14 protein-coding genes are annotated in these 21,523 nt (G+C 37.3%); 7 read left to right on the top strand and 7 right to left on the bottom strand.

Features of this window, described 5'->3' with window-relative positions; genetic code table 11:
• Window positions 1-14: 14 nt before the first annotated feature.
• A complete protein-coding gene (locus ACKU4N_RS04450; RefSeq protein ID WP_321320985.1) occupies window positions 15-1,649 on the bottom strand; it encodes a RagB/SusD family nutrient uptake outer membrane protein in 1,635 nt (544 codons plus the stop codon).
• Window positions 1,650-1,670: 21 nt separating this feature from the next.
• A complete protein-coding gene (locus ACKU4N_RS04445; protein ID WP_321320983.1) occupies window positions 1,671-4,871 on the bottom strand; it encodes a SusC/RagA family TonB-linked outer membrane protein in 3,201 nt (1,066 codons plus the stop codon).
• 837 nt (window positions 4,872-5,708) lie between these two features.
• Here ACKU4N_RS04445 and uxaC point away from each other — a divergent pair.
• The 7 genes from uxaC to ACKU4N_RS04410 all read left to right on the top strand — a co-directional run bounded on the left by uxaC (window position 5,709) and on the right by ACKU4N_RS04410 (window position 13,769).
• Entirely contained in the window at window positions 5,709-7,112 is a 1,404-nt protein-coding gene (gene uxaC / locus ACKU4N_RS04440; RefSeq protein WP_124993113.1) for a glucuronate isomerase, read from the top strand.
• 24 nt (window positions 7,113-7,136) lie between these two features.
• Window positions 7,137-8,174, top strand: coding sequence for a PfkB family carbohydrate kinase (locus ACKU4N_RS04435; RefSeq protein ID WP_321320980.1), 1,038 nt, complete (start codon window positions 7,137-7,139; stop codon window positions 8,172-8,174).
• Between the two features lie 77 nt (window positions 8,175-8,251).
• Window positions 8,252-8,923, top strand: coding sequence for a bifunctional 4-hydroxy-2-oxoglutarate aldolase/2-dehydro-3-deoxy-phosphogluconate aldolase (locus tag ACKU4N_RS04430; protein ID WP_321320979.1), 672 nt, complete (start codon window positions 8,252-8,254; stop codon window positions 8,921-8,923).
• 6 nt (window positions 8,924-8,929) lie between these two features.
• Window positions 8,930-9,769 carry an SDR family oxidoreductase gene (locus ACKU4N_RS04425; RefSeq protein WP_321320977.1) on the top strand — a complete coding sequence of 280 codons (840 nt, stop codon included), beginning with the start codon at window positions 8,930-8,932 and terminating at the stop codon, window positions 9,767-9,769.
• Between the two features lie 117 nt (window positions 9,770-9,886).
• Window positions 9,887-11,068, top strand: a complete 1,182-nt coding sequence (uxuA, locus tag ACKU4N_RS04420; protein WP_321320975.1) for a mannonate dehydratase — start codon at window positions 9,887-9,889, stop codon at window positions 11,066-11,068.
• A 45-nt stretch (window positions 11,069-11,113) separates the two neighbouring features.
• Window positions 11,114-12,562 carry an MFS transporter gene (locus ACKU4N_RS04415; RefSeq protein ID WP_321320973.1) on the top strand — a complete coding sequence of 483 codons (1,449 nt, stop codon included), beginning with the start codon at window positions 11,114-11,116 and terminating at the stop codon, window positions 12,560-12,562.
• Window positions 12,563-12,710: 148 nt separating this feature from the next.
• Window positions 12,711-13,769, top strand: a complete 1,059-nt coding sequence (locus ACKU4N_RS04410; RefSeq protein ID WP_321320971.1) for a LacI family DNA-binding transcriptional regulator — start codon at window positions 12,711-12,713, stop codon at window positions 13,767-13,769.
• A 93-nt stretch (window positions 13,770-13,862) separates the two neighbouring features.
• On the opposite strand, the gene galE is transcribed toward ACKU4N_RS04410, so the two are convergent.
• From galE to ACKU4N_RS04385, 5 genes are all read right to left on the bottom strand, one after another.
• Window positions 13,863-14,888, bottom strand: a complete 1,026-nt coding sequence (galE, locus tag ACKU4N_RS04405) for a UDP-glucose 4-epimerase GalE (protein WP_321320968.1) — start codon at window positions 14,886-14,888, stop codon at window positions 13,863-13,865.
• Window positions 14,889-15,010: 122 nt separating this feature from the next.
• Window positions 15,011-16,495 carry a Gfo/Idh/MocA family protein gene (locus tag ACKU4N_RS04400; RefSeq protein ID WP_321320966.1) on the bottom strand — a complete coding sequence of 495 codons (1,485 nt, stop codon included), beginning with the start codon at window positions 16,493-16,495 and terminating at the stop codon, window positions 15,011-15,013.
• 108 nt (window positions 16,496-16,603) lie between these two features.
• Window positions 16,604-18,232 carry a beta-N-acetylhexosaminidase gene (locus tag ACKU4N_RS04395; protein WP_321320964.1) on the bottom strand — a complete coding sequence of 543 codons (1,629 nt, stop codon included), beginning with the start codon at window positions 18,230-18,232 and terminating at the stop codon, window positions 16,604-16,606.
• 130 nt (window positions 18,233-18,362) lie between these two features.
• Window positions 18,363-19,685 (bottom strand): DUF3472 domain-containing protein, encoded by a 1,323-nt coding sequence (locus tag ACKU4N_RS04390; protein ID WP_321320963.1) that lies wholly within the window; start codon window positions 19,683-19,685, stop codon window positions 18,363-18,365.
• A 421-nt stretch (window positions 19,686-20,106) separates the two neighbouring features.
• A complete protein-coding gene (locus tag ACKU4N_RS04385; protein ID WP_321320961.1) occupies window positions 20,107-21,516 on the bottom strand; it encodes an arylsulfatase in 1,410 nt (469 codons plus the stop codon).
• Window positions 21,517-21,523: the final 7 nt, after the last annotated feature.

Below are 21,523 nucleotides of genomic sequence, written 5' to 3'. Positions count from 1 at the left end.
TATATTTTTTAAAACTACTCCCATCCTTCATTTTGCTTCAATACACCATTCGAAAGAGTGATTTGTGTATTCGGAATTTGCATAAACCCTTTTGTTTTTTTGATGTTTGCTTCGGTGATTGTAACAAAATCAGACACATTCGCACTTAATACTTCTGTATTATTTTCTGCAATTGCAGCAGCAGCCACATCAATTCCCTGACGTAATAAATCCCAATACCTGATTCCTTCAAAAGCAAACTCTACCTTACGCTCAGCCATAATGGATTCCTTTGTTACAGTTTTAGTCCCTAAACCAGCCCGTCCTCTCACTTCATCAAAATATGTTTGAGCTTTTGCACTGCCCAATTCGGCAGCCATCAATAAAACATCAGAATAGCGCACAACAATAAAATCCTGAAATTGTGAAATTTGATTATCACCTTCTCCTAAGCCTTCAACAATATAAGTTCCATCAGGAAGTGCAAGAGGTATGTATTTTTTGTTACAATATCCGGTATATTCCCGCCATTTAGATAAATCAAGATCCTCAGCTACACCTTCGGAGGCTATGTCAATAACTGAGGCTGTTTTCCGCTGATCATCAGTATCAAAACTCTGAACAGTTTTCGGATTTACAGTGCATAATCCCCATCCGTAACCATAAGGTGAAGAGGTCGTTTCTCTTAATCCCATCATCACCAGCCATCTGTTTCCATCAATATTTCCATTATAATCGGAAGTATAGTTGAATTTTTGTGTAAATACGGCTTCTGAATTCCCTCTTCCGGCCCAAGTACCAGCCAATGTATTGTTTTCTACATCGGGTGCACTGGATGCTGCTTGCCAAAGATTTTTATAATCTAAAACAAGAGAAAATCCACCTTCTAATATTACATTCTCAAGTCCTGCCAATACGTAAGCTTTATCAACTACTCCTTCTAAATCGGAAGTACCATAATAACCTGTATAGAATAAGAATACTCTTCCTAACACTGCTTTAGCAGCCCATTGAGTAGCCCGTCCGTCATTTGCTGTCGCCCATGAAGGGGAATAAGCCGGCTGATTAATATTTTCAGCAGCAAACTTTAAATCTTCAGCAATTATTTTATAAATAGCTGCAGGTTCCGATTGAGGCACATTATCGGTAGTTGGTTCAAGCAACAAGGGCACTTTATTGAACAATCGTGCCAAATCGAAATACAATAACGCACGTAAATATCGAGTTTCGCCTTCTATTCTGTTACGAGTTTCTTCTTTTCCTTCCCAGCTAATACCATCCAGTTTCGTTAACAATTTATTACAACGAAAAATTCCAGCATAATAAGATTTCCATGTCTCGTTAAAAATATCATTATAAGAAGGTGCCTGACTTAGATCAAATCGATCCAAAAGCTGATTATTTCTATCGTCTCCTGCACCTGCACCACCAAAACATTCATCCGACAGAAGCTCTGAAGCTACATAGAAAGCAGTTCCGCCATCAGATGTTGTTCTTTGGTATCCATCGTAACAACCAACTAAAGCCATTTCAAAATCAGCCTCCGTTTTGTAAAAATTGCTATCAAAAATAGAGGTTTCCGGTTCTACATCCAGAAATGATTCTGAGCAAGAGAATAAGCCCAGACTCAGCATTCCAAATGTTAGAATATTTAATTTTATTTTGTTCATAATTCTAAATCTTTATCAACATTAAAACTTAAGATTAACACCAATCAGGAAAGTACGAGGACGTGGGTAATATCCTAAATCGACCCCTGACACCCAACTTTGTGTTCCATATCCTATTTCCGGATCCATACCATCATACTTTGTAAAAGTAAATGCGTTTTGAACAGCAGCATATAATCGCAGCTGACTGAATAATTTGTTTTTAGTCAATCTGCTAAAATCATATCCCAAAGCAATATTACTAATGCGTAAGAAGTCTCCATTTTGTATATAAAGGTCTGAGAATTGCCAGTTTACATTGGTTTCTGTAACACGCGGCATGTTATTGGATGTTCCTTCGCCAGTCCAGCGCTGCAATACAGCTGTTGTGTAATTAGCCTTCTTATTCCCCTGGTTCCGGTACGACTGTACAATTTCATTACCCACAACACCATTAGCAGAAATTGCCAAATCAAATCCTTTGTAGTCCAAACTAAGATTAAAACCATAAGTCAAATCAGGAATACCACTACCCAAATCTACTTTATCGTCAGAATTTACGATTCCATCTTTATCCTGATCTACATATTTTACATCACCTGGTTTTACATCGTCCTGCAAAATTCCATTTCCCGCATTTCGCCAAGCTTGTATATCTGCCTCACTCTGGAATATTCCAGCTGTTGCATAACCCCAGAAATATCCGATGGCATGTCCATTTTCAGCTCTGTAAAACTCCGGTGAATTATCATACAACATATTTGATAAGCCATGAATAATTCCATCATCAGTAGGGATTTGTCCTACCTCGTTTTTATTATAAGCACCGTTAACACCAATATGATAATTCAAATCTCCAATATTATCAGACCATGTTAAGGCCAATTCAATTCCTGTATTTTTCACATTACCTCCATTAATAACAGGAGCAGATGTACCGGCAGTTGCTAAAATTGGTGCTGTTACCAGCCAGTCTTTGGTTTTTTTCACATAAAAATCTGCATTAACACCCAATCGACTATTCATAAAATAAGCATCGAAACCAATATTGGTTTGTTCCGAGGTCTCCCACTTTACATTTGGGTTGGATAATCTGCTTGGATATGCTCCAGGTGTATTTACCAGTGCTGTACCAAACACATAATTAGCAGCTGGATCAGTTCCTGAAAAATTGGTTGATGTGTTAACAGGTGCTGCATACTGAAAATCATCAATAGACTGGTTACCTACCTGTCCCCAACTTGCTCTTACTTTAAGGAAATCCATCCAGGTATTAACCGATTCTAAAAATGGTTCATTTGTTGCAACCCAACCTGCTGAAACAGATGGAAAATATCCCCAGCGATTCCCTTTGGTAAATTTCGATGATGCATCTGCACGTAAAGTCGCATTCAGCATGTATTTTTCTTTGTAGTTGTATCCCAAACGACCGAAATAGGACAGACGACGTGATTTCACCTCTGGTCCACCTCCAACTGTGCGTTTCTCAATAACTCCTTTTACTTCACCTGTTTCCGGATCTTTATCCAACTCTGCTTGTCCACTTGTGTTATCAAGATAAGCACCTCCGAAATTGTCGAACTGTGAGAGCAGATCCCAATTTGAACCTTCCAATTTAGTTCCCTGAAAACGAATAACTTCCATACCAGCCAATACATCAAACTTATGTACTTCATTAAGATCAAAACTATAACTTGCGGTATTTGTCCAGGTCATGGTATGTCCTTTACTCATGTTTTGATTCACTGTGGTGTGATCATTGTTATATGAATAAATAGAGAACTGATACAATGGTGAATAACTTCGATATTCAGAAGCATAATAATTAAAACCAAACAATGATTTGATTTTTAAATTTTTAACAGGCTCTAATTCCGCATAAATATCAGCAAGCATTTTTTGCTGATCGCTGGCATTTTTATTATTAGTCATTAATGATCCGTAAGGATTACCATCACCCGTATTCCATTGTGAATTAGATGTGTCATTGTAAGGACTACCGTAAATATTGTTATCACTATATACTGGTGATAAAGGAGACGTACCAAATGCACCTCTTAAACTATTACTATATTGATTACCAACAGCAACTCCATTATTCTTAATATAATTGAAATTCATATGTTGGCCAACCTTCAAAATATTTCCATACAATTTGTGCTCTGTATTAACACGAAAGCCATATCGTTCATAGTTTGATACATCTGCACCACCTACAATACCTTCCTGATCAATATAAGATAAGGAAAGAGCATAAACAGAAGCATCTGTCCCTCCGGTAATTCCAAGTGAATAATTCTCTGTAACAGCATTGTCTTCAAACATTTGATTCACCCAATCAGTATCGGCAGCACCATCAAAAACACTGGCATCATATAAAGGTGATCCAGAATTTAATGCTTGTTCCTGCATGATAGAAATGTATTCATTTCTGTTCAGCATATTAGTAGTCCTCGCTACATTCTGCACACCGTAATATGCATCAAATGAAATTTGAGCTTTTCCCGCTCTACCTTGTTTTGTAGTAACCAAAACAACACCATTAGCAGCCTGAGAACCATAAATGGCCGCAGAAGCAGCATCTTTTAATACATCCAGACTTTTAATGTCTGAAGCATTTACCGTTGTGATATCTCCTTGAACTCCATCAATAATATAGAGTGGTTGAGAATCTCCAACTGTACCAATACCACGAATGGTTACTCTCATGTCTGCCCCTGGCTGCCCTGAAGTAGACGCAATATTAACACCGGCCGTTTGACCTTGCATGGCTTGTAAAGGGTTAGTCGCATTTTGCTTTTGAATTGCATCTCCTTTCATCTGAGAAGTAGCACCAGTCACTAGCTTTTTCTGCTGAACACCGTAACCTACAACAATAACTTCATCAAGGCTGGATATATCTTCAGCCAATATAATATTTATTACCTGCTGATTGGAGATAAGAACTTCCTGAGATCTAAATCCAATAAAAGAAAAAACAACGACATCGTTTTCGTTAACCTGAATAGAGTAGTTTCCATCAATATCGGTAATTCCACCAATTGTAGTTCCTTTTATAACTACATTTGTACCCGGTATTGGCGTATTGTCTGTCGCAGAAACAACAACACCGGTTACGGTTCGTTCAGTCTGCGCATATGCCACAGTTGCAGAAAGCAACATTAGCGCAATTCCAGTAAAAATTAACAATTGCCTTGACAACGATTGCACCGGAATTTTTAATTTCGCTTTTTTAATCATCATAGAAATCTGATTTAAATAAAACTCGGTTATTAAACATGTTACAAACATATTACTACCCCTACTCGAAGCTGTTAAAATTTGTTAATAATAAGAGTTGAAATGATAACTCATGTGTCATTTATGATACCGTCTTATGCCATAAATGTTAATTAAAGGAAATTATAAATACTATTAATCTATTCATCATCAATTAATTGCACGGATAATTAATATCTTTAGATGTAGCCTGCAGTATGAACCTGCTTACGTTTTAAATTTTGTGACCCTTCTGCAATCGAAAATTCGATAAATAGTGCTTTAAAAAAACAAAAAAATAGCTATTTCAATTTTTCACGCTTTACATTTCAGCCCGAATCACCAAAAAATGTCAATGGTAATTTTATATCTTATACTAGGAATAGAAAACTTAGATTGTTTCTTAATTTTAGTTCTTTTAAAAAAGAATAAAATTGTATTACACCGATACAAGCAACCAAATTTGATCTGATGGATACGAACTTCTCTTTTTTTAGAATCCAAACAAATAACAAATTCCAAATTAATCAATAAACAGCATTCCACTTTTTTACCATATTCGCACAAATCAATGCAGGCAATGGTTACAAATGAAATGCATTAAAGAAATCTTTTTGCTGAATACATCAGCAAAAACTAATTCCATAAAAAAAAATGAGTCTGCATTTGTTATAATTAGAAAACAACTCTATCTTCGTGTTCGAACACGGAGGTGTTTTAAATTTAAAGCGTGACTGGTTTTAATTATTTAAACAATCGTTTTAAACTTTTTTTTAGAAAAACTACCGTGTACGAAAACGAAACTTATTTGATACAATATCGATGAAGAAATTTTTAGACAAGGATTTTATTCTTGAGACCGATACAGCAAAAAAACTGTATCATGAATTTGCAGCCGATCTTCCAATTATCGACTATCACTGCCATATTTCTCCAAAAGAAATAGCGGATGATAAGCAATTTGAAAACATGACTCAGATATGGTTATATGGTGACCACTACAAGTGGAGAGCTATGAGAACCAACGGTATAAAAGAAGAAGGTATCACCGGAGAATCTTCCTCTGACAGAGAGAAATTCGAAAATTGGGCTTGTACTGTTCCATATACACTGCGCAACCCTCTTTACCACTGGACACATTTGGAGCTAAAAAAGCCATTTGGCATTGAAAAAATATTAAGTCCTGATACATCAGAGGAAATCTGGAACGAGTGCAATGAAAAATTGAATACTCCTGAGTTTTCATGCAGAAGCTTAATTCGCAAAGCCAATGTTGAAGTTATCGGTACAACCGATGATCCTGCCGATTCGTTGGAATATCATAAAGCAATCAAAGATTCAGGATTTGAAACCAAAGTGGTGCCATCATGGAGACCGGATAAGGCAATGGCTGTTGATGATGCATCGGAATACAACGCATACATCAACAAACTGGCAATTGCATCTGAAATGGAAATCAATACATTTGAAGATTTACTTTCAGCTCTTCAAAAAAGACATGATTTCTTTGCTGAAATGGGTTGTAAAGCTTCCGATCATGGTTTGGAGCAATTTTTTGCCGCTGAATATACAAATGATGAAGCCACTGAAATTTTTGTAAAGATCCGAAAAGGAGAAGAATTAAACGAAAAAGAGATTTTGAAATTCAAATCAGCAATGTTGTATGAATTTGCTGTTTTGGATCATTCAAAAGGATGGGTTCAACAATTCCATATTGGTGCTATTCGCAACAATAACACCGGAATGTTCAACAAATTAGGTGCCGATACCGGATTCGATTCAATTGCAGACAAATTGGTGGCTGAAGACATGTCAAAATTCCTAAATCGCCTGGCAACAGAAGAGAAACTTACCAAAACCATTCTTTACAATCTAAACCCTGCTCATAACGAAGTTTACGCAACTATGTTAGGAAATTTTCAGGATGGTGAGATAGCAGGTAAAATTCAATGGGGATCAGGATGGTGGTTTCTGGATCAGAAAGATGGCATGGAAAAACAAATGAATGCTCTTTCCAATCTTGGTCTTTTAAGCCGATTTGTTGGAATGCTAACAGACTCAAGATCATTCTTAAGCTACAGTCGCCACGAATATTTCCGCAGAATTCTTTGCAACCTAATTGGTAACGATGTTGAAAAGGGATTAATTCCGTACAACGAAGAACTATTGAAGGAAGTAGTACAGGGAATCTGTTACTATAATGCTAAAAATTATTTCAATTTTTAATCTTACTCAAACAAAATAATAAAGATGAATAAAGTAGTTACTTTCGGTGAAATCATGCTAAGACTTGCAACACCTGGTTATGCTAGATTTTCTCAAGTTGATAATTTTAACGCTACTTATGGCGGAGGGGAAGCTAATGTTGCCGTTTCTTTGGCAAATTATGGCATTGAGGTTGATTTTGTGAGCCGACTTCCAAAGAATGATATTGGCCACGCTTGTATGATGGATTTAAGAAAATACGGTGTTGGTGTTGACAACATCGTTTGGGGTGGAGATCGTTTGGGAATTTATTTTTTGGAGACTGGAGCTGTTAGCCGTGGTAGTAAAGTTGTTTACGACAGAGCTAATTCAGCGGCCGCTGAACTTGAAATTGGAATGATTGACTGGGAAACAGTATTTGAAGGTGCAACCTGGTTTCATTGGACAGGTATTACTCCTGCTATTTCGCAAGGAGCTGCCGATGTATGTTTACAAGCCATTAAAGAAGCCAACAAAAGAGGAATCACTGTTTCAACAGATTTAAACTACAGAAAAAATCTTTGGAAATATGGCAAAACTGCCAGCGAAGTTATGCCCGAATTAGTTGCCGGCTGCGACGTAATACTAGGAAACGAAGAAGATGCTGAAAAAGTTTTAGGAATCAAACCAGAAGGTGTCGATATTACCGGCGGACATGTTGAAGCAGGAGCTTACTTATCTGTTTCTCAACAAATCATGAAACAATTTCCCCGTTGTAAAAAAGTAATTACCACTTTACGCGGATCTATCAGTGCGAACCACAATTCATGGACTGGTGTTTTATACGATGGCAAAGAATTGTACAAAGCGAATAATACCTACCAAATTACACACATTGTTGATCGTGTAGGTGGCGGTGATTCATTTATGGGAGGACTAATTTACGGATTAATTACATGGCCAAAAGATGATCAGAAAGCACTAAACTTTGCGGTTGCAGCATCTTGCTTGAAACATACAATCTATGGCGATTACAATCAAGTTACTGTTGACGAAGTTGTAAAGTTGATGGAAGGCGATGCATCCGGAAGGGTTGCTAGATAAATTATGAGTTATGAATTATAAATGAAGAATACTTCAATCATATAATTCATAATTCTCAATTCATAATTAATAACAAAATGGCTCAATATTCAAGAATAGAAGTTGCTTTAAAAATGAAAGAAGTTGGAATGATTCCAGTATTCTTTCATTCAGATATAGAAGTTTGCAAAAAGATCGTTAAAGCCTGTTACAAAGGTGGTGCACGCGTATTTGAATTCGTTAACCGCGGCGATTTTGCACATGAAGTTTTCGCAGAACTAATTAAGTGGACTGCAAAAGAATGTCCTGAAATGATTTTAGGCGTTGGATCGATTATTGATGCCGGTACAACTTCCTTATACATCCAGTTGGGTGCAAATTTTATTGTTTCTCCAATCTTAAATGCGGAAATGGCTAAAGTTTGTAACCGTCGGAAAATAGCATGGTCACCAGGCTGTGGATCATTAACAGAAATCTCGTATGCTGAAGAATTGGGAGCCGAAGTGGTTAAGATTTTTCCGGGTGAACAAGTCGGCGGTCCTGAATTTGTAAAAGCTGTAAAAGGCCCTTTTTCGTGGTCGTCAATTATGCCAACAGGAGGAGTTAAGCCTGAAATCGGAAACCTGACTGAATGGTTCAATGCCGGTGTTCATTGTGTAGGAATGGGATCTCAGCTGATGATAAAAAATGCAGATGGATCATTCAATTACGAAGCAATTGAAGCTGCAACTGCAAATGCTATCTCTATCATCAAAGAAATCAGAAAATAAACCCGGATGGAAACCAATTTAAGAAATAAAGTAGCTGTTGTAACCGGTGCCGGAGGAGTAATTTGCTCCTCTATGGCAAAATCATTGGCTGCAATGGGCGTAAAAACCGCATTGATTGATATTAATGCTGAAGCTGTTGAAAAATTAGCTCAGGAAATTGAAACCAAATACAATGTTTCTTCCATTGGAGTTGCCGCAAGCGTACTTGATAAAGAATCACTGCAGGAAGCAAAGAAGATAATCAATAATAAGCTGGGGAGTGTAGATTATCTTATCAATGGAGCCGGAGGAAATTCTCCTCTGGCTACATCTGGTGTAGATCAAATGGTAGATTCCGACCTTGAAAATCTGGATCAAACTTTCTTCGGAATGAAAATGGAAGGTTTCGATAGAGTTTTTGACTTGAACTTTAAAGGAACAATTCTTCCAACAATGGTATTTGCCATGGATATGATTGAGAAAAAAGGAGGTTCAATAGTAAATGTATCTTCGATGAACTCTTACCGTCCACTGACCAGAATTGCCGCTTATTCGGCAGCCAAAGCGTCGGTTAACAATTTCACGCAATGGTTAGCAGTTCACTTTTCAAAAATGGGAGTGCGTGTAAACGCAATAGCTCCTGGATTTCTGCTGACAAATCAAAACCGTTTTTTACTAACCGATGAAGCAACAGGTGAACCAACTGCACGAGGCGTAAAAATTATTAACAATACCCCAATGGAACGTTACGGAACTCCTGAAGAATTACAGGGGACCCTACTCTATCTACTATCGGACTGGTCGGCTTTTGTTACAGGAGTTGTTATTCCTGTTGACGGTGGATTTAGTGCGTACAGTGGTGTTTAATCAGGCTTTTTAGTTTCAATTATATATTAATTTAGGTTAGCGTGTTTATGTGACAAAACGGAACAAGAATTCAATCACCTCTTGTCCGTTTTGTCCATTAACTAAAAAACAAACAATATGTCATTAGAACAAACATGGAGATGGTACGGTCCGAACGACCCGATCTCCCTTCAGGAAATCAAACAAACCGGAGCTACCGGAATCGTTTCGGCTCTTCATCATATCCCAAACGGAGAAGTTTGGACCATTGACGAAATCAAGAAAAGAATTGAAGAAATTGAAGCCGTCGGACTTCGTTGGTCGGTGGTTGAGAGTGTTCCTGTTCATGAGGATATTAAAAAACAGACTGGTGGTTATAAAATATTCATAGAAAACTACAAGCAGAGTATCAAAAACTTAGGCGAATGTGGTATTGAAACTATTTGCTACAATTTTATGCCTGTTTTGGATTGGTCAAGAACCGATTTGGAGTTCAACTTTACGGATGGATCAAATGCATTAAAATTCGACATGGTAACTTTTGCTGCTTTTGATATTTATATTTTAAAGCGTGAAAATGCGAATGAAGATTATTCTGTTAAAATGGTAAGCCGTGCTAAAGAAAAGTTTAACAGCATGTCGGAAACAGAAATCGAAAAAATTACCCGAAATGTAATTGCAGGTCTTCCTGGAGCCGAAGAATCATACAGTTTGGAAAGTTTCCAAAAAGTATTGGATGGCTACAAAAAAATTGATGCACCTAAATTAAAAAAACATTTGCATGAGTTTTTACAGGAAATCATTCCTGTTGCAGAACAAGCAGGCGTAAGAATGGCAATTCACCCAGATGATCCGCCACGGGCTTTGCTTGGCTTACCAAGAGTTGTCAGCACCATCGAAGATGCTTTGGAATTAACTAAGGTGGTAGATTCGGTATCGAATGGAATCACTCTTTGTACCGGATCATTTGGAGCTGGTCATTTTAATGATCTGCCGGAAATGACAAAAATATTGGCACCCCGGATCAATTTTGTTCATCTTAGAAATGTAACTAGAGACGAGGAAGGAAACTTCTTCGAAAACTACTTGTTTGATGGAGATATTGATATTCCTGCTGTAATGAAAGCTTTACTGATAGAAGAAAAAGAACGCAGGGAATCAGGCCGAAAAGACTGGCAAATTCCTATGCGCCCCGATCATGGCAATAAAATGTTAGATGATCTTCCCAAAAAAACCAACCCAGGTTATTCTTTGTACGGCAGAATGAAAGGATTGGCAGAACTGCGTGGCCTGGAATTAGGAATAAGCAAAAATTTATAAAGTTTGTCTTTAAAAATAAAATTATTAATCTCTAACGATAAATAAATGACTGCAATACAGATAAAAGGAAATATGACTAAGTACAGGTGGCAAATCTGTTCATTATTATTCTTTGCAACGACAATTAATTACATGGATCGGCAAGTACTCTCTCTTACATGGAAAGATTTTATAGCCCCTGAATTTCACTGGACCAATAGCGACTATGGTAATATCACAGCTTTGTTTTCTGTTTTTTATGCTGTAGGTCTTCTAGTGGCAGGCCGATTCATTGATTGGCTAGACACAAAAAGAGGTTTTATTTGGGCTATTGGTATTTGGTCTGTAGGAGCTGTATTACATGCTTTTTGTGGTATTGCCACATCGGGTATCGTTAGCGGCGAATGGTTTCTTGATTTTGAAAATGCAAAAGAAGCCATAAAACACGTGAGCAACGTCTCTAAAGTTATTAATGTTAGTGTAGTTCTTTTCGTCTTTGCACGATTTGTTCTTGCCATAGGTGAGGCGGGAAACTTTCCGGCTGCAATTAAAACGACAGCAGAATATTTCCCTAAAAAAGACAGAGCATACGCAACAAGTATTTTTAATGCCGGAGCAACTATAGGGGCATTAGCTGCACCAATAACAATTCCGGTAATTGCTTCTCATTTTGGATGGGAAATGGCATTTATAATCATTGGGGCATTAGGATTTGTTTGGATATTCTTTTGGAAGTTTATGTACAAAAAACCTCACGAACACTATAGAGTAAATTCTGCTGAATTAGAATATATTAATCAAGACGATAGCAGTGACGATGACAAAACAACTGCAAACGAAAGTCTGAAAATATCATTTGTTGATACTTTTAAATACAAACAAACCTGGTCGTTTATTATTGGTAAATTCATGACAGATGGAGTATGGTGGTTCTTTTTATTCTGGACTCCAGCCTACTTAAGCGATGTTTACGGTTTAACTTCCAACAGCACAATGGCACAATTGTTACTGTTTGTTTTATACGGTATCACATTATTGTCTATTATTGGTGGATGGCTCCCTACTTATTTTGTTGATAAAAAAGGAATGGATCCATATGCCGGACGAATGAAATCGATGCTTATTTTTGCATTCTTCCCTCTTTTGGCTTTACTAGCTCAACCCTTAGGTACTTATTCTTATTGGTTTCCTGTTATTATCATTGGTATCGCCGGAGCTGCACATCAAGCATGGTCTGCAAATATCTTCTCTACTACAGGAGATATGTTTCCTCGTTCATCCATTGCAACCATTACTGGTATTGGTGGAATGGCAGGAGGTTTAGGTTCATTCTGTATCAATAAAGGTTCTGGAGTTCTTTTCGACTTTGCAGCAAACACCAATATGAAATTCATGGAATTTGAAGGCATCAGAGCAGGTTATTTCATCATTTTTTCAATTTGTGCAGTTGCTTATTTAATTGGTTGGGTTATAATGAAATCTTTGGTTCCTCATTACAAGCCAATAACAGAATAACAGCTATTAAATAAACCTCACAATACTTTACTCATAGAATTCCAAGTTTTTCATGAGTAAATGTATTACTTTTGTTTCATAATTGTAGTTAGATTTAGTTGATTTCAGGAAGGATAAATTCCTTCCTGATTTTTTTTATTTACTGGAAATGTCGATAGCAAAGATTCGAATAAAAGACATAGCTGAACAAGCAGGTGTTTCTGTTGGTACGGTAGATCGTGTACTCCACAATCGGGGAGAAGTTGCGGAAGAAACCAAGAATAAGATTCTGGAAATCGCAAGAGTAAACAACTACCAACCTAACCTTATAGCCAGAGCACTTACTTCTAAAAAACAGTGCATTTTTGCATCTCTGTTACCAAGCCCAACCGAGGAGGATATATTCTGGAAAAGACCATTGAATGGTATTACTGAAGCCGCCTTGGAATTAGAACAATTTCAGGTAAAAGTTAAAAATTTCTTTTTCGAGCATTACAATGAACAGGATTTTATTAAACAATTTGAAGCTGTTTTAGAACTTAATCCTTCGGGGGTTGTATTTTCTCCTATTTTCTCAAAAGAGAGTCTGGAATTTACTCAGAAACTTGATCAGAAAGGAATTCCATATGTTTTTATCGAATCAAAATTATCCAAAAGCAACTATTTGGCTTATGTGGGCAGCGATGGTTTTCATGGCGGAAGAGTTGCCGCTAATTTAATCGATTTTGGCATTCCTGTAAACGGAGATATTTTAATTATTAATCTGGCTAAAAATCTGGAAAATGTTCATCACTTAAATCAACGAACACAAGGATTTTTAAGCTATTTTATGGATAAAGGGAAAAATCAAGGGCTGAAAATAAGTATTGAAATTCCTACATCTGATGCTGAAATTATTAAAGAGAAATTGGATTCTGTAATCAAGAAAAACAAGAACATAAAAGCCATATTCATCACAGGATCCAAGGTTTATAAAATAGCAAGATATCTGATTACCAACGAACTCAGTGATATTATACTTGTAGGTTTTGATCCTATCGAACAAAACATCAAATATCTAAATCAGGGAACCATCAATTTCTTAATTGGCCAGCACCCTCATCAACAAGGATTTAAAGCTGTAAAAAAATTATTTGAACATGTTCTTTTGAATCACGAGATTCCAAAAGATGAGTATCTGCCTGTTGATATTATCAATCAGGAGTGTATTAAACTGTATGAAGCTTAATTCCCAACATTCTTTTTAAAAATTGCAATTCGCGAAAAAGAATAACGCCTATCAATTAAATGACAGGCGTTAAAAAAAACTTTTTGTGACTTGCTATAATTCACCAATATTCACTTGCCATTTCCAGGCAGAAAGAAGCGTTTCATCAAGAGTGCTAACGGCTTTCCATCCTAATTCTTCATTTGCAAAGGAAGTATCAGCATATATTTTTTCGATATCACCAGCACGACGCGCAACAATCTTGTGCGGCACTTTCTCTCCTGTTGCCCTTTCGAATGATTTAATGATTTCAAGAACAGAAACGCCATTTCCCGTACCAATATTAAAATATTCGTAGTTTTCCTTATTTCTGTTATTTAATAATCTTTCAATAGCTGTAACATGTGCCTTAGCCAAATCTACTACATGAATATAATCGCGAATTGCTGAACCGTCGGCAGTGTCATAATCATCACCAAACACACTCAACTCCGGGCGAATTCCAGCTACAGTTTGTGTAAGGAAAGGAATTAAATTATTTGGTACACCTAACGGCAATTCACCAATTTTAGCCGTTTCATGTGCTCCAATTGGATTAAAATATCTGAGTGCAATCCCCTTAAGTGATGGATCTGATTTAATCGTATCACGAATTATATCCTCACAAATAGTTTTGGTATTTCCATATGGTGATTCGGCTTCCTTTCTCTGAGTTTGTTCCGTTACCGGCAATATATCCGGCTGGCCATAAACAGTACACGAAGATGAGAACACAAGATTTGATACATTAAATTCAATCATCGCCTCCATGATATTCATCAAAGAATTCAGATTGTTATTATAGTACATTAATGGTTTCTCAACAGATTCACCAACAGCCTTCGATGCTGCAAAGTGAATAATTGCTTCTATATCCGAATACTTATGAAAGAAATCCTTTACTTTTTGTCTGTCCGTTAAATCAAACTTCTCAAATCTTGGCCGAATGCCGGATATTTCCTTAATCTTATCCAACACTTCAGCTTTCGAATTCGAAAGGTTATCAACAATCACCACATCGTAACCACTGTTTTGCAACTCAACAACAGTATGTGAACCTATAAAACCAGTTCCTCCGGTTACCAGAATTTGTTTGTTCATTTAATATAATTTAGTATCAAAAACAAATTTACATTAGTTGCTTTGCAAAAACAACAATAGTGAAGTCTAATAATCAATAAAGACATAACTTCACTATTGCTTAAACTAACTATGTAATTTTCTTAATGAACGTTCAACTGTCCTTTCGTATTCGCTTTTATTAAATTCCGAACCTCGGTTGTTCCTGCACCAGTTAAAGTTAGGTCAATTGGAGCATTGGTTTCCCATGCACCACGAGTAAAATCAGGAACTTCAATTGAATTGGATTTATTGGCAATAGACCATTCACTTAATGGTGTAATACAGCTCCAGGATGCAGCGTCATAAACATCCATATCCATTGGAAGCCCGTTTCGTAAACAATCAATTAAACGCCAATCCATAACGAAATCCATACCTCCATGACCACCAACCTGTTTAGCCATCTCTCCTACTTTTCGAATTAATTCAGGAGTATATTTTTCTTCCAATTCTTTCATCTGAGCATCGTCAACTACATTATGCCCAAAGGCAATGTGCTGCAAGGGCCACTTTTGTGCAAAACACTTGGTTCCACTCAACATGTGAATACGTGAATAAGGTCGTGGAGAACTAATATCATGCTGAATCATGATGGTACGGCCTTTGTTAGTACGAATCAACTGTAAATCCATGTTTCCGCGCATATCCCAGCCAACAAACTGCTCAAAAAACGGGTCTTCTTTAGCTTTTTCTGCAATGCGGTGTTTCAAAGTGAAATCATCCGACATCATTGCGGTCAGGTAATCCATTTTATCACCACGGTTGATATTCATTGATTGACAAATTGGACCTAAACCGTGAGTAGGATATACATTGGCTTTGCGCTTATTCTCGTGCATACGCCACATTTTGGTGTAAGCTCCATCAGTCATTTGATTGTCTTTAGGCTTGTTAAAATGCCAATAATCCAAATCGTGTATGTAAGCTCCTTCACCATGAACCAGGTCTCCAAATACACCCTGACGCGCCATATTTAGAGTCAACATCTCAAAGAAATCGTAACAGCAATTTTCCAAAATAACACAGTGTTTGCGTGTACGCTCCGATGTCTCAACCATTTGCCAGCACTCATCAAGAGTTTTTGCCGTTGAAACTTCAACTGCCGCATGCTTATCTCCTTCCATCGCTGCAATAGCAACAGGTACGTGCCATTCCCACGGGGTTGCAATATAAACTAAATCAACCAATCCGCTTTCACACAACTCCTTAAAGCCCAAATCTCCACCCACAAACTCTTTTGCTTTAGGAAGTCCTGCATCAGAAAGTATTTTTTGTCCACCATCAACCGCGGCCTGTCTGGTATCACATAAAGCAGTAACTTCAACTCCTTCAATAAAGGTCATTCTCTTTACTGCTCCCGAGCCACGATCGCCAATACCAACAAATCCAACACGAACAGTCTCCAATTTGGGTGCTGCATACCCACACATATTAAAGTTCATTTTAGGACTTTTCCCTACCAAATCTTTAATATATGATAATTTACTTTCTTCTTTTGGTCCACTGCAAGCAGCCAGTGGGGCTGCTGCAAGAATCCCAGCACCTAAGGCCAGGTTCCCAAGGAATGATCTTCTGTTTGTTGCCATAATATATTTTTATTCGATTGATTTATTTTATTCAACTGCTTTTTTAGTATCAAATTTTAACATTCACCTACGGTGAGATCATATAGAATCCTTCCTCAAAACAACCTTCTATTCCTGCTTAGAAAAATCATTTTTATCAAACTGATCAGCACATCCAATTCCTTCTTTTTTCCATCTTTCGATCAGGAGACTCAGATTAGAACGGAACAGCTTGAAATTTTTCAGATCCTTAGCAGTCCAGCCCAACTCTGCGTAAGCCGCCAAACGTGGAAATACCATCTTATCCATATCTGACACCTCAGGAATCCACTCGCTCCACATTTGGCATCCGCTGCCCAGTACTTTAGCATGATACTTTTCATCAAGTCCTTCAGGGATCGGATCGAAATCATAGGCCTTTTCGATAGGTGTATAGCTGCACGGATAATCCAGATATGTATTCACATGATATGAATTGACAATATCATAACCATTCACCACGGCGTCTTTTACAAGATCAAGACTTCCCTTCCAAAAATGAATGATGGCACTGGTCGCCAGTTTCTCTTTTACTTCAATATCTTCAGACTTTTGCCATTCATGAACATTACCTCCTAAAATCTCATTCCAGCCCATCATGCGATGCGCCTTTCTGTCTAAAAAATTCGACACCCTGTTGGTAAAGAAAATCTGTAAATCAGCTGGTGATGCCAAATCATTTTTTTTCATAAACTCCTGAACCTCTTCCGACTCTTTCCAAGCATCAAATTTTACCTCATCACCTCCAATATGAATCGTTTTCCCAGGAAAAAGATCCATTACTTCGGAGAGAACATCTTCGATAAACTGATATACTTTAGGATCGGCAACATTGAACGAATCGGGCAACTTACCAAACACCACAGGTGTTTCTTTCAGCTCACCAATTGTACCCAACCATGGATAAGCAGCAATTGCAGCCGACGCGTGTCCAGGCATTTCAATCTCAGGAACAATGTTAATTTGCCGCTCTGCAGCGTAAGCAATAATCTCTTTAAGCTGTTTTTGAGTGTAGAAACCACTGTGTGATTTCCCCGAAAGCTCTTCACTGTTCCACCCGCCTATTTGCGAATCTTTCCGGGTTGAACCAACGCTCGTTAGTTTCGGATATTTTTTGATTTCAATACGCCATCCCTGATCATCAGTCAAGTGCCAGTGAAATACATTCATCTTAAGCAATGCCATTTGATCGAGCAATTTTTTCACCTGCTCCATTCCCTTAAAATATCGCGCTTCGTCGAGCATAAATGCCCTCCAGCTAAAACGTGGGAAATCTTTAATTCTAACGCTGGGAATACAAAGTTCTCCCGAACTAAGATCCACATCTAGTGAAAGTAACTGTCTTAGTGACTGAATGCCATAAAAAATACCCGCTTTATCTGAAGCTGTTATATTTATTCCTTTCTTTCCAACTTCAAGCAAATACCCTTCCTGACCAAGGTCTGCATTCAGATTTTCATCAATAGTAAGCACAATTCCTTTTGCTTCCAGTGAAGTGATATTTAACTTCATATTGAAATCTGATTCCAGCATCTTCTGCAAATAGATTGCATTGCCAATATTGGCTTCATCAAAAACAATCTTGGTTTTTGATGTGATTGCAAAATATCCTACCCCATTTTCTACCTCTAAAGGCTGCGGTATTACTTTTACGTTTTTCGACATTACTGATGTTGCCATTAAAAACATCAGCAAAAAACACAGGCTTATTTTATTCATAACTGATAAATATCATATTAGTTTTCCAAAAAGAAGGATTTTAACTAAATCTCATTTCCAAAATGAGATACCAAACTCTTTCATAACCAAATCCTTCACAGTTCACCAATCCAAATTACATTCCCTGCATTCAGGGTAATTTTTTAAAATCAATAATAGGTTCTATGCCCAATTCAGTTCTATTAAAAAATGTATCGAAGCTTGTTTTCTCACTAAAAAAGCCACAATTCTTCAAATAGAAATACTCTCCTTCAACTCCTCCTGCATAGTCTAAACGAGCATCTTTTCTCGCCGTAGCATCTGCGGTGAATTTTGCTTTGGTCATTTCGAACCACGTGCCCTCAGTATTTCTTACCCACTGATTTAAATAAGTTCCCTTACGGGTAAACTGTCCCATTTCAGTCATAAAATTCTCAAGAAATGAATGTGGCCGGGTTAAATATGTTGAGGTTTTTGGCCTTCTAAAACTTGCAATCAGCTCCCAATTACCAATTTCAGGTGCAAAGAAGTAAGCGGTATAATCTGTGGAATTATCATTAGTTGGTTTAGCACCCAACAGAAAACGATATCTGTTTCCGGCTTTCCAATCGTATATTCTGTAACTCTGTCCTCCAGACCCTTCATTACCGAACTCACCCGTTTTTACATCAGTTCCTTTTCTTAAAAGCTTAATTTTCTCATCTTCCGGGATATCATTGGGATTATCTGTTTTAAAAGAACTCCATACTGAAAATAAGATTCTGCGTTCTGTTTCGGAATTCACTTGAATTCCAAAGTAACCTTCACCAAAACCATTCGCCATATAATACGAACCAACAAGATCATTTCCCTCAGGCACCTCAATTTCGTTATAAAACCATTCAACATCACCAGCTTCAGAAGGAATTTCGTAGCCCAAATGAACAGAAGGACCACGTCGTCCCCAATAAAAATCTTCTTTCACAAAATCAGTTCCTTCTGATACTGCCTCACCTCCTATCAGCAAATGAGATACTTCACCAAAATAAGAATCCGTTTTTGAAACTCCCTGTAAATCAATTTGAACATATCCTTTCTGTGAGACATTGAAACGCCCAACAGGTATAATACTCATTTCCTGATTGCTAATTGCAAATTCTTTAGACTCTTCTCCAATAGTTATTTTCACTTTAGACGAGCCCTTTAACGATTTGGCTTTTAATCCTACACACAGATCTCCTGTTGCATTAACTCTCACAAAAGTTCTGATCAGAGAAGTTTTCTTCATCCAGTTTTTCAGGCCCGGGTCAGAAATCATGTCTTCATTTAAAGAAACATCATCAACCAGCCATGCATTCCCGCTAAAAGGTACTTCTATCAATAAATCTTCAATTGATATATCTGCTTCTTTCTTCGAGCTTTTACTTGAAGAACACGCTGATAGAATACAAACCATCAGAAAAGAACCTAGTATTAAATATCTGCTTATTTTCATTTGTCTTAATTTTTTACAATTTCAAAAATGATAAATAAGTATTACAAAAAAGAGGACATATTAAGCGACAAGGTCGACTTTTTCACAAAAAACTAACCCACAAAACATTACGATACGTAAAAAACATTTTTTTCAATTTAAAAAAGCATCATTCAAATGAGGATGCTAAAAAAAATGCCACTAAAAAGAAGTGCTTTAAAAAGAAAATTTTGATAGTAATTTGGTAGTAAACGAAGATAAGCTTGTGAGTACAGAAATAAGTTCTGTTCATTGCCCGATTAATCATTTAGCGGAGCAATTAAAAAATGTGAATTGCCATTTTTTTAGTTAAGCAAGCCATTAACAAATGATAATGGCCTGCCTAAGTCTTTAGTGGAATCATTATAAAATCATAATGAGCTCTCTTATTTTGACATATTTCTTACAATTCATATTCAAATGGAAAATCCTCTGATTGAACATGAGTTTTATCGAGCAAACTTTTCATTTCGGTTATCATATCAGGGAATTGCTCTGACACATCGTTTTGTTCAAAAGGATCTAATTCTAAATTGTAAAGCTCTATGGGCATATTTGCCCTAATAATCTTATTCCGAACCGCTTTCCATTTTCCTTTTCGAATGGCTTGCTTATCGCCGGTATAGCCATGAAACTCCCAATAGAGCAATTCATGATTTTTCTGTTTTTCGCCTATTAGTTCGGGATAAAATGAAATGCCATCCAAATCTTCAGGTGCTTTTACGCCTGCCATATCACATAGTGTTGGCAACACATCCCAAAAAGCAGAAACATGCTGGGAAACCTCTCCTGATTTTATTTTCCCAGGCCACTTCACAATAAAAGGAGTTCGAATCCCTCCTTCGTATAAGGATCTCTTTTCCCCTCGTAAACCACCGGAACTCTCAAAGAAGAGCGGATCATTTCCTCCTTCCACATGAGGTCCGTTATCCGAAGCAAACATCACGATTGTATTCTCGTCTAAACCATATTCCTTTAACAATGAATTTAATTTCCCAACATCAGAATCCAAATGTGAAATCATTGCAGCATAAGTAGCTCTTGGATAATCCTGTTTTCCATAATGGCCACCTGAAAACGGATTTTCGGGAAATTTACCTTTGTATTTAGCCAGATATTCTTCAGGAATAACCAATTCGGCATGAGGTATTGCATAAGCCAGATACAAGAAAAATGGTTTCTCCTTATTCTCTTTGATGAAAGAAAATGCTTTTCTTGTTGTTTCATCATGACTATACATTTTCTGTTGCCCGTTGCTATTTTCGGGATAGAATATTTTTTGATCATTCTCCCATAAATATTCAGGGAAGTAATGATGGGCTTTCATTTGACAATTGTATCCAAAGAAATAGTCAAATCCCATATTCAGAGGATCACTTTCCGATCCGGGATAGCCTAAACCCCATTTTCCCACACATCCTGTACTATAACCCGCTTTCTGAAGAAAATGAGCTGCCGTTCTTGTTCCGGCAGGCATAGCCATCTGACCTTCTGGCTGTATCTCCTTGTTTCCCCGCACAACAGAATGACCGGTATGTTTCCCTGTTAGTAATGCACAACGTGAGGGCGCACAAACAGTACTGCCTGTATAATGATTTATGAATCGGATACCTTGACTGGCCATTAAATCAAGATTAGGTGTTTCGAAAATCCTTTGTCCATAACAACCCAAATCCCCATACCCCATATCATCAGCAAGGATGTAAATGATATTCGGCTTGCTTGATTCAGATTTACTTTTAGACAAGTTTGCACACGAAGTGCCAAAAAGAAGGCTTGTTCCTGCCAAAAGCAATGTTTGATTCATATTCATGTCAATA

Source organism: Labilibaculum sp., assembly GCF_963664555.1.
Classification (GTDB): domain Bacteria; phylum Bacteroidota; class Bacteroidia; order Bacteroidales; family Marinifilaceae; genus Labilibaculum.
Note: the sequence above shows the minus strand (reverse complement) of the source record. Positions and strands in the feature narration are given on the sequence as shown.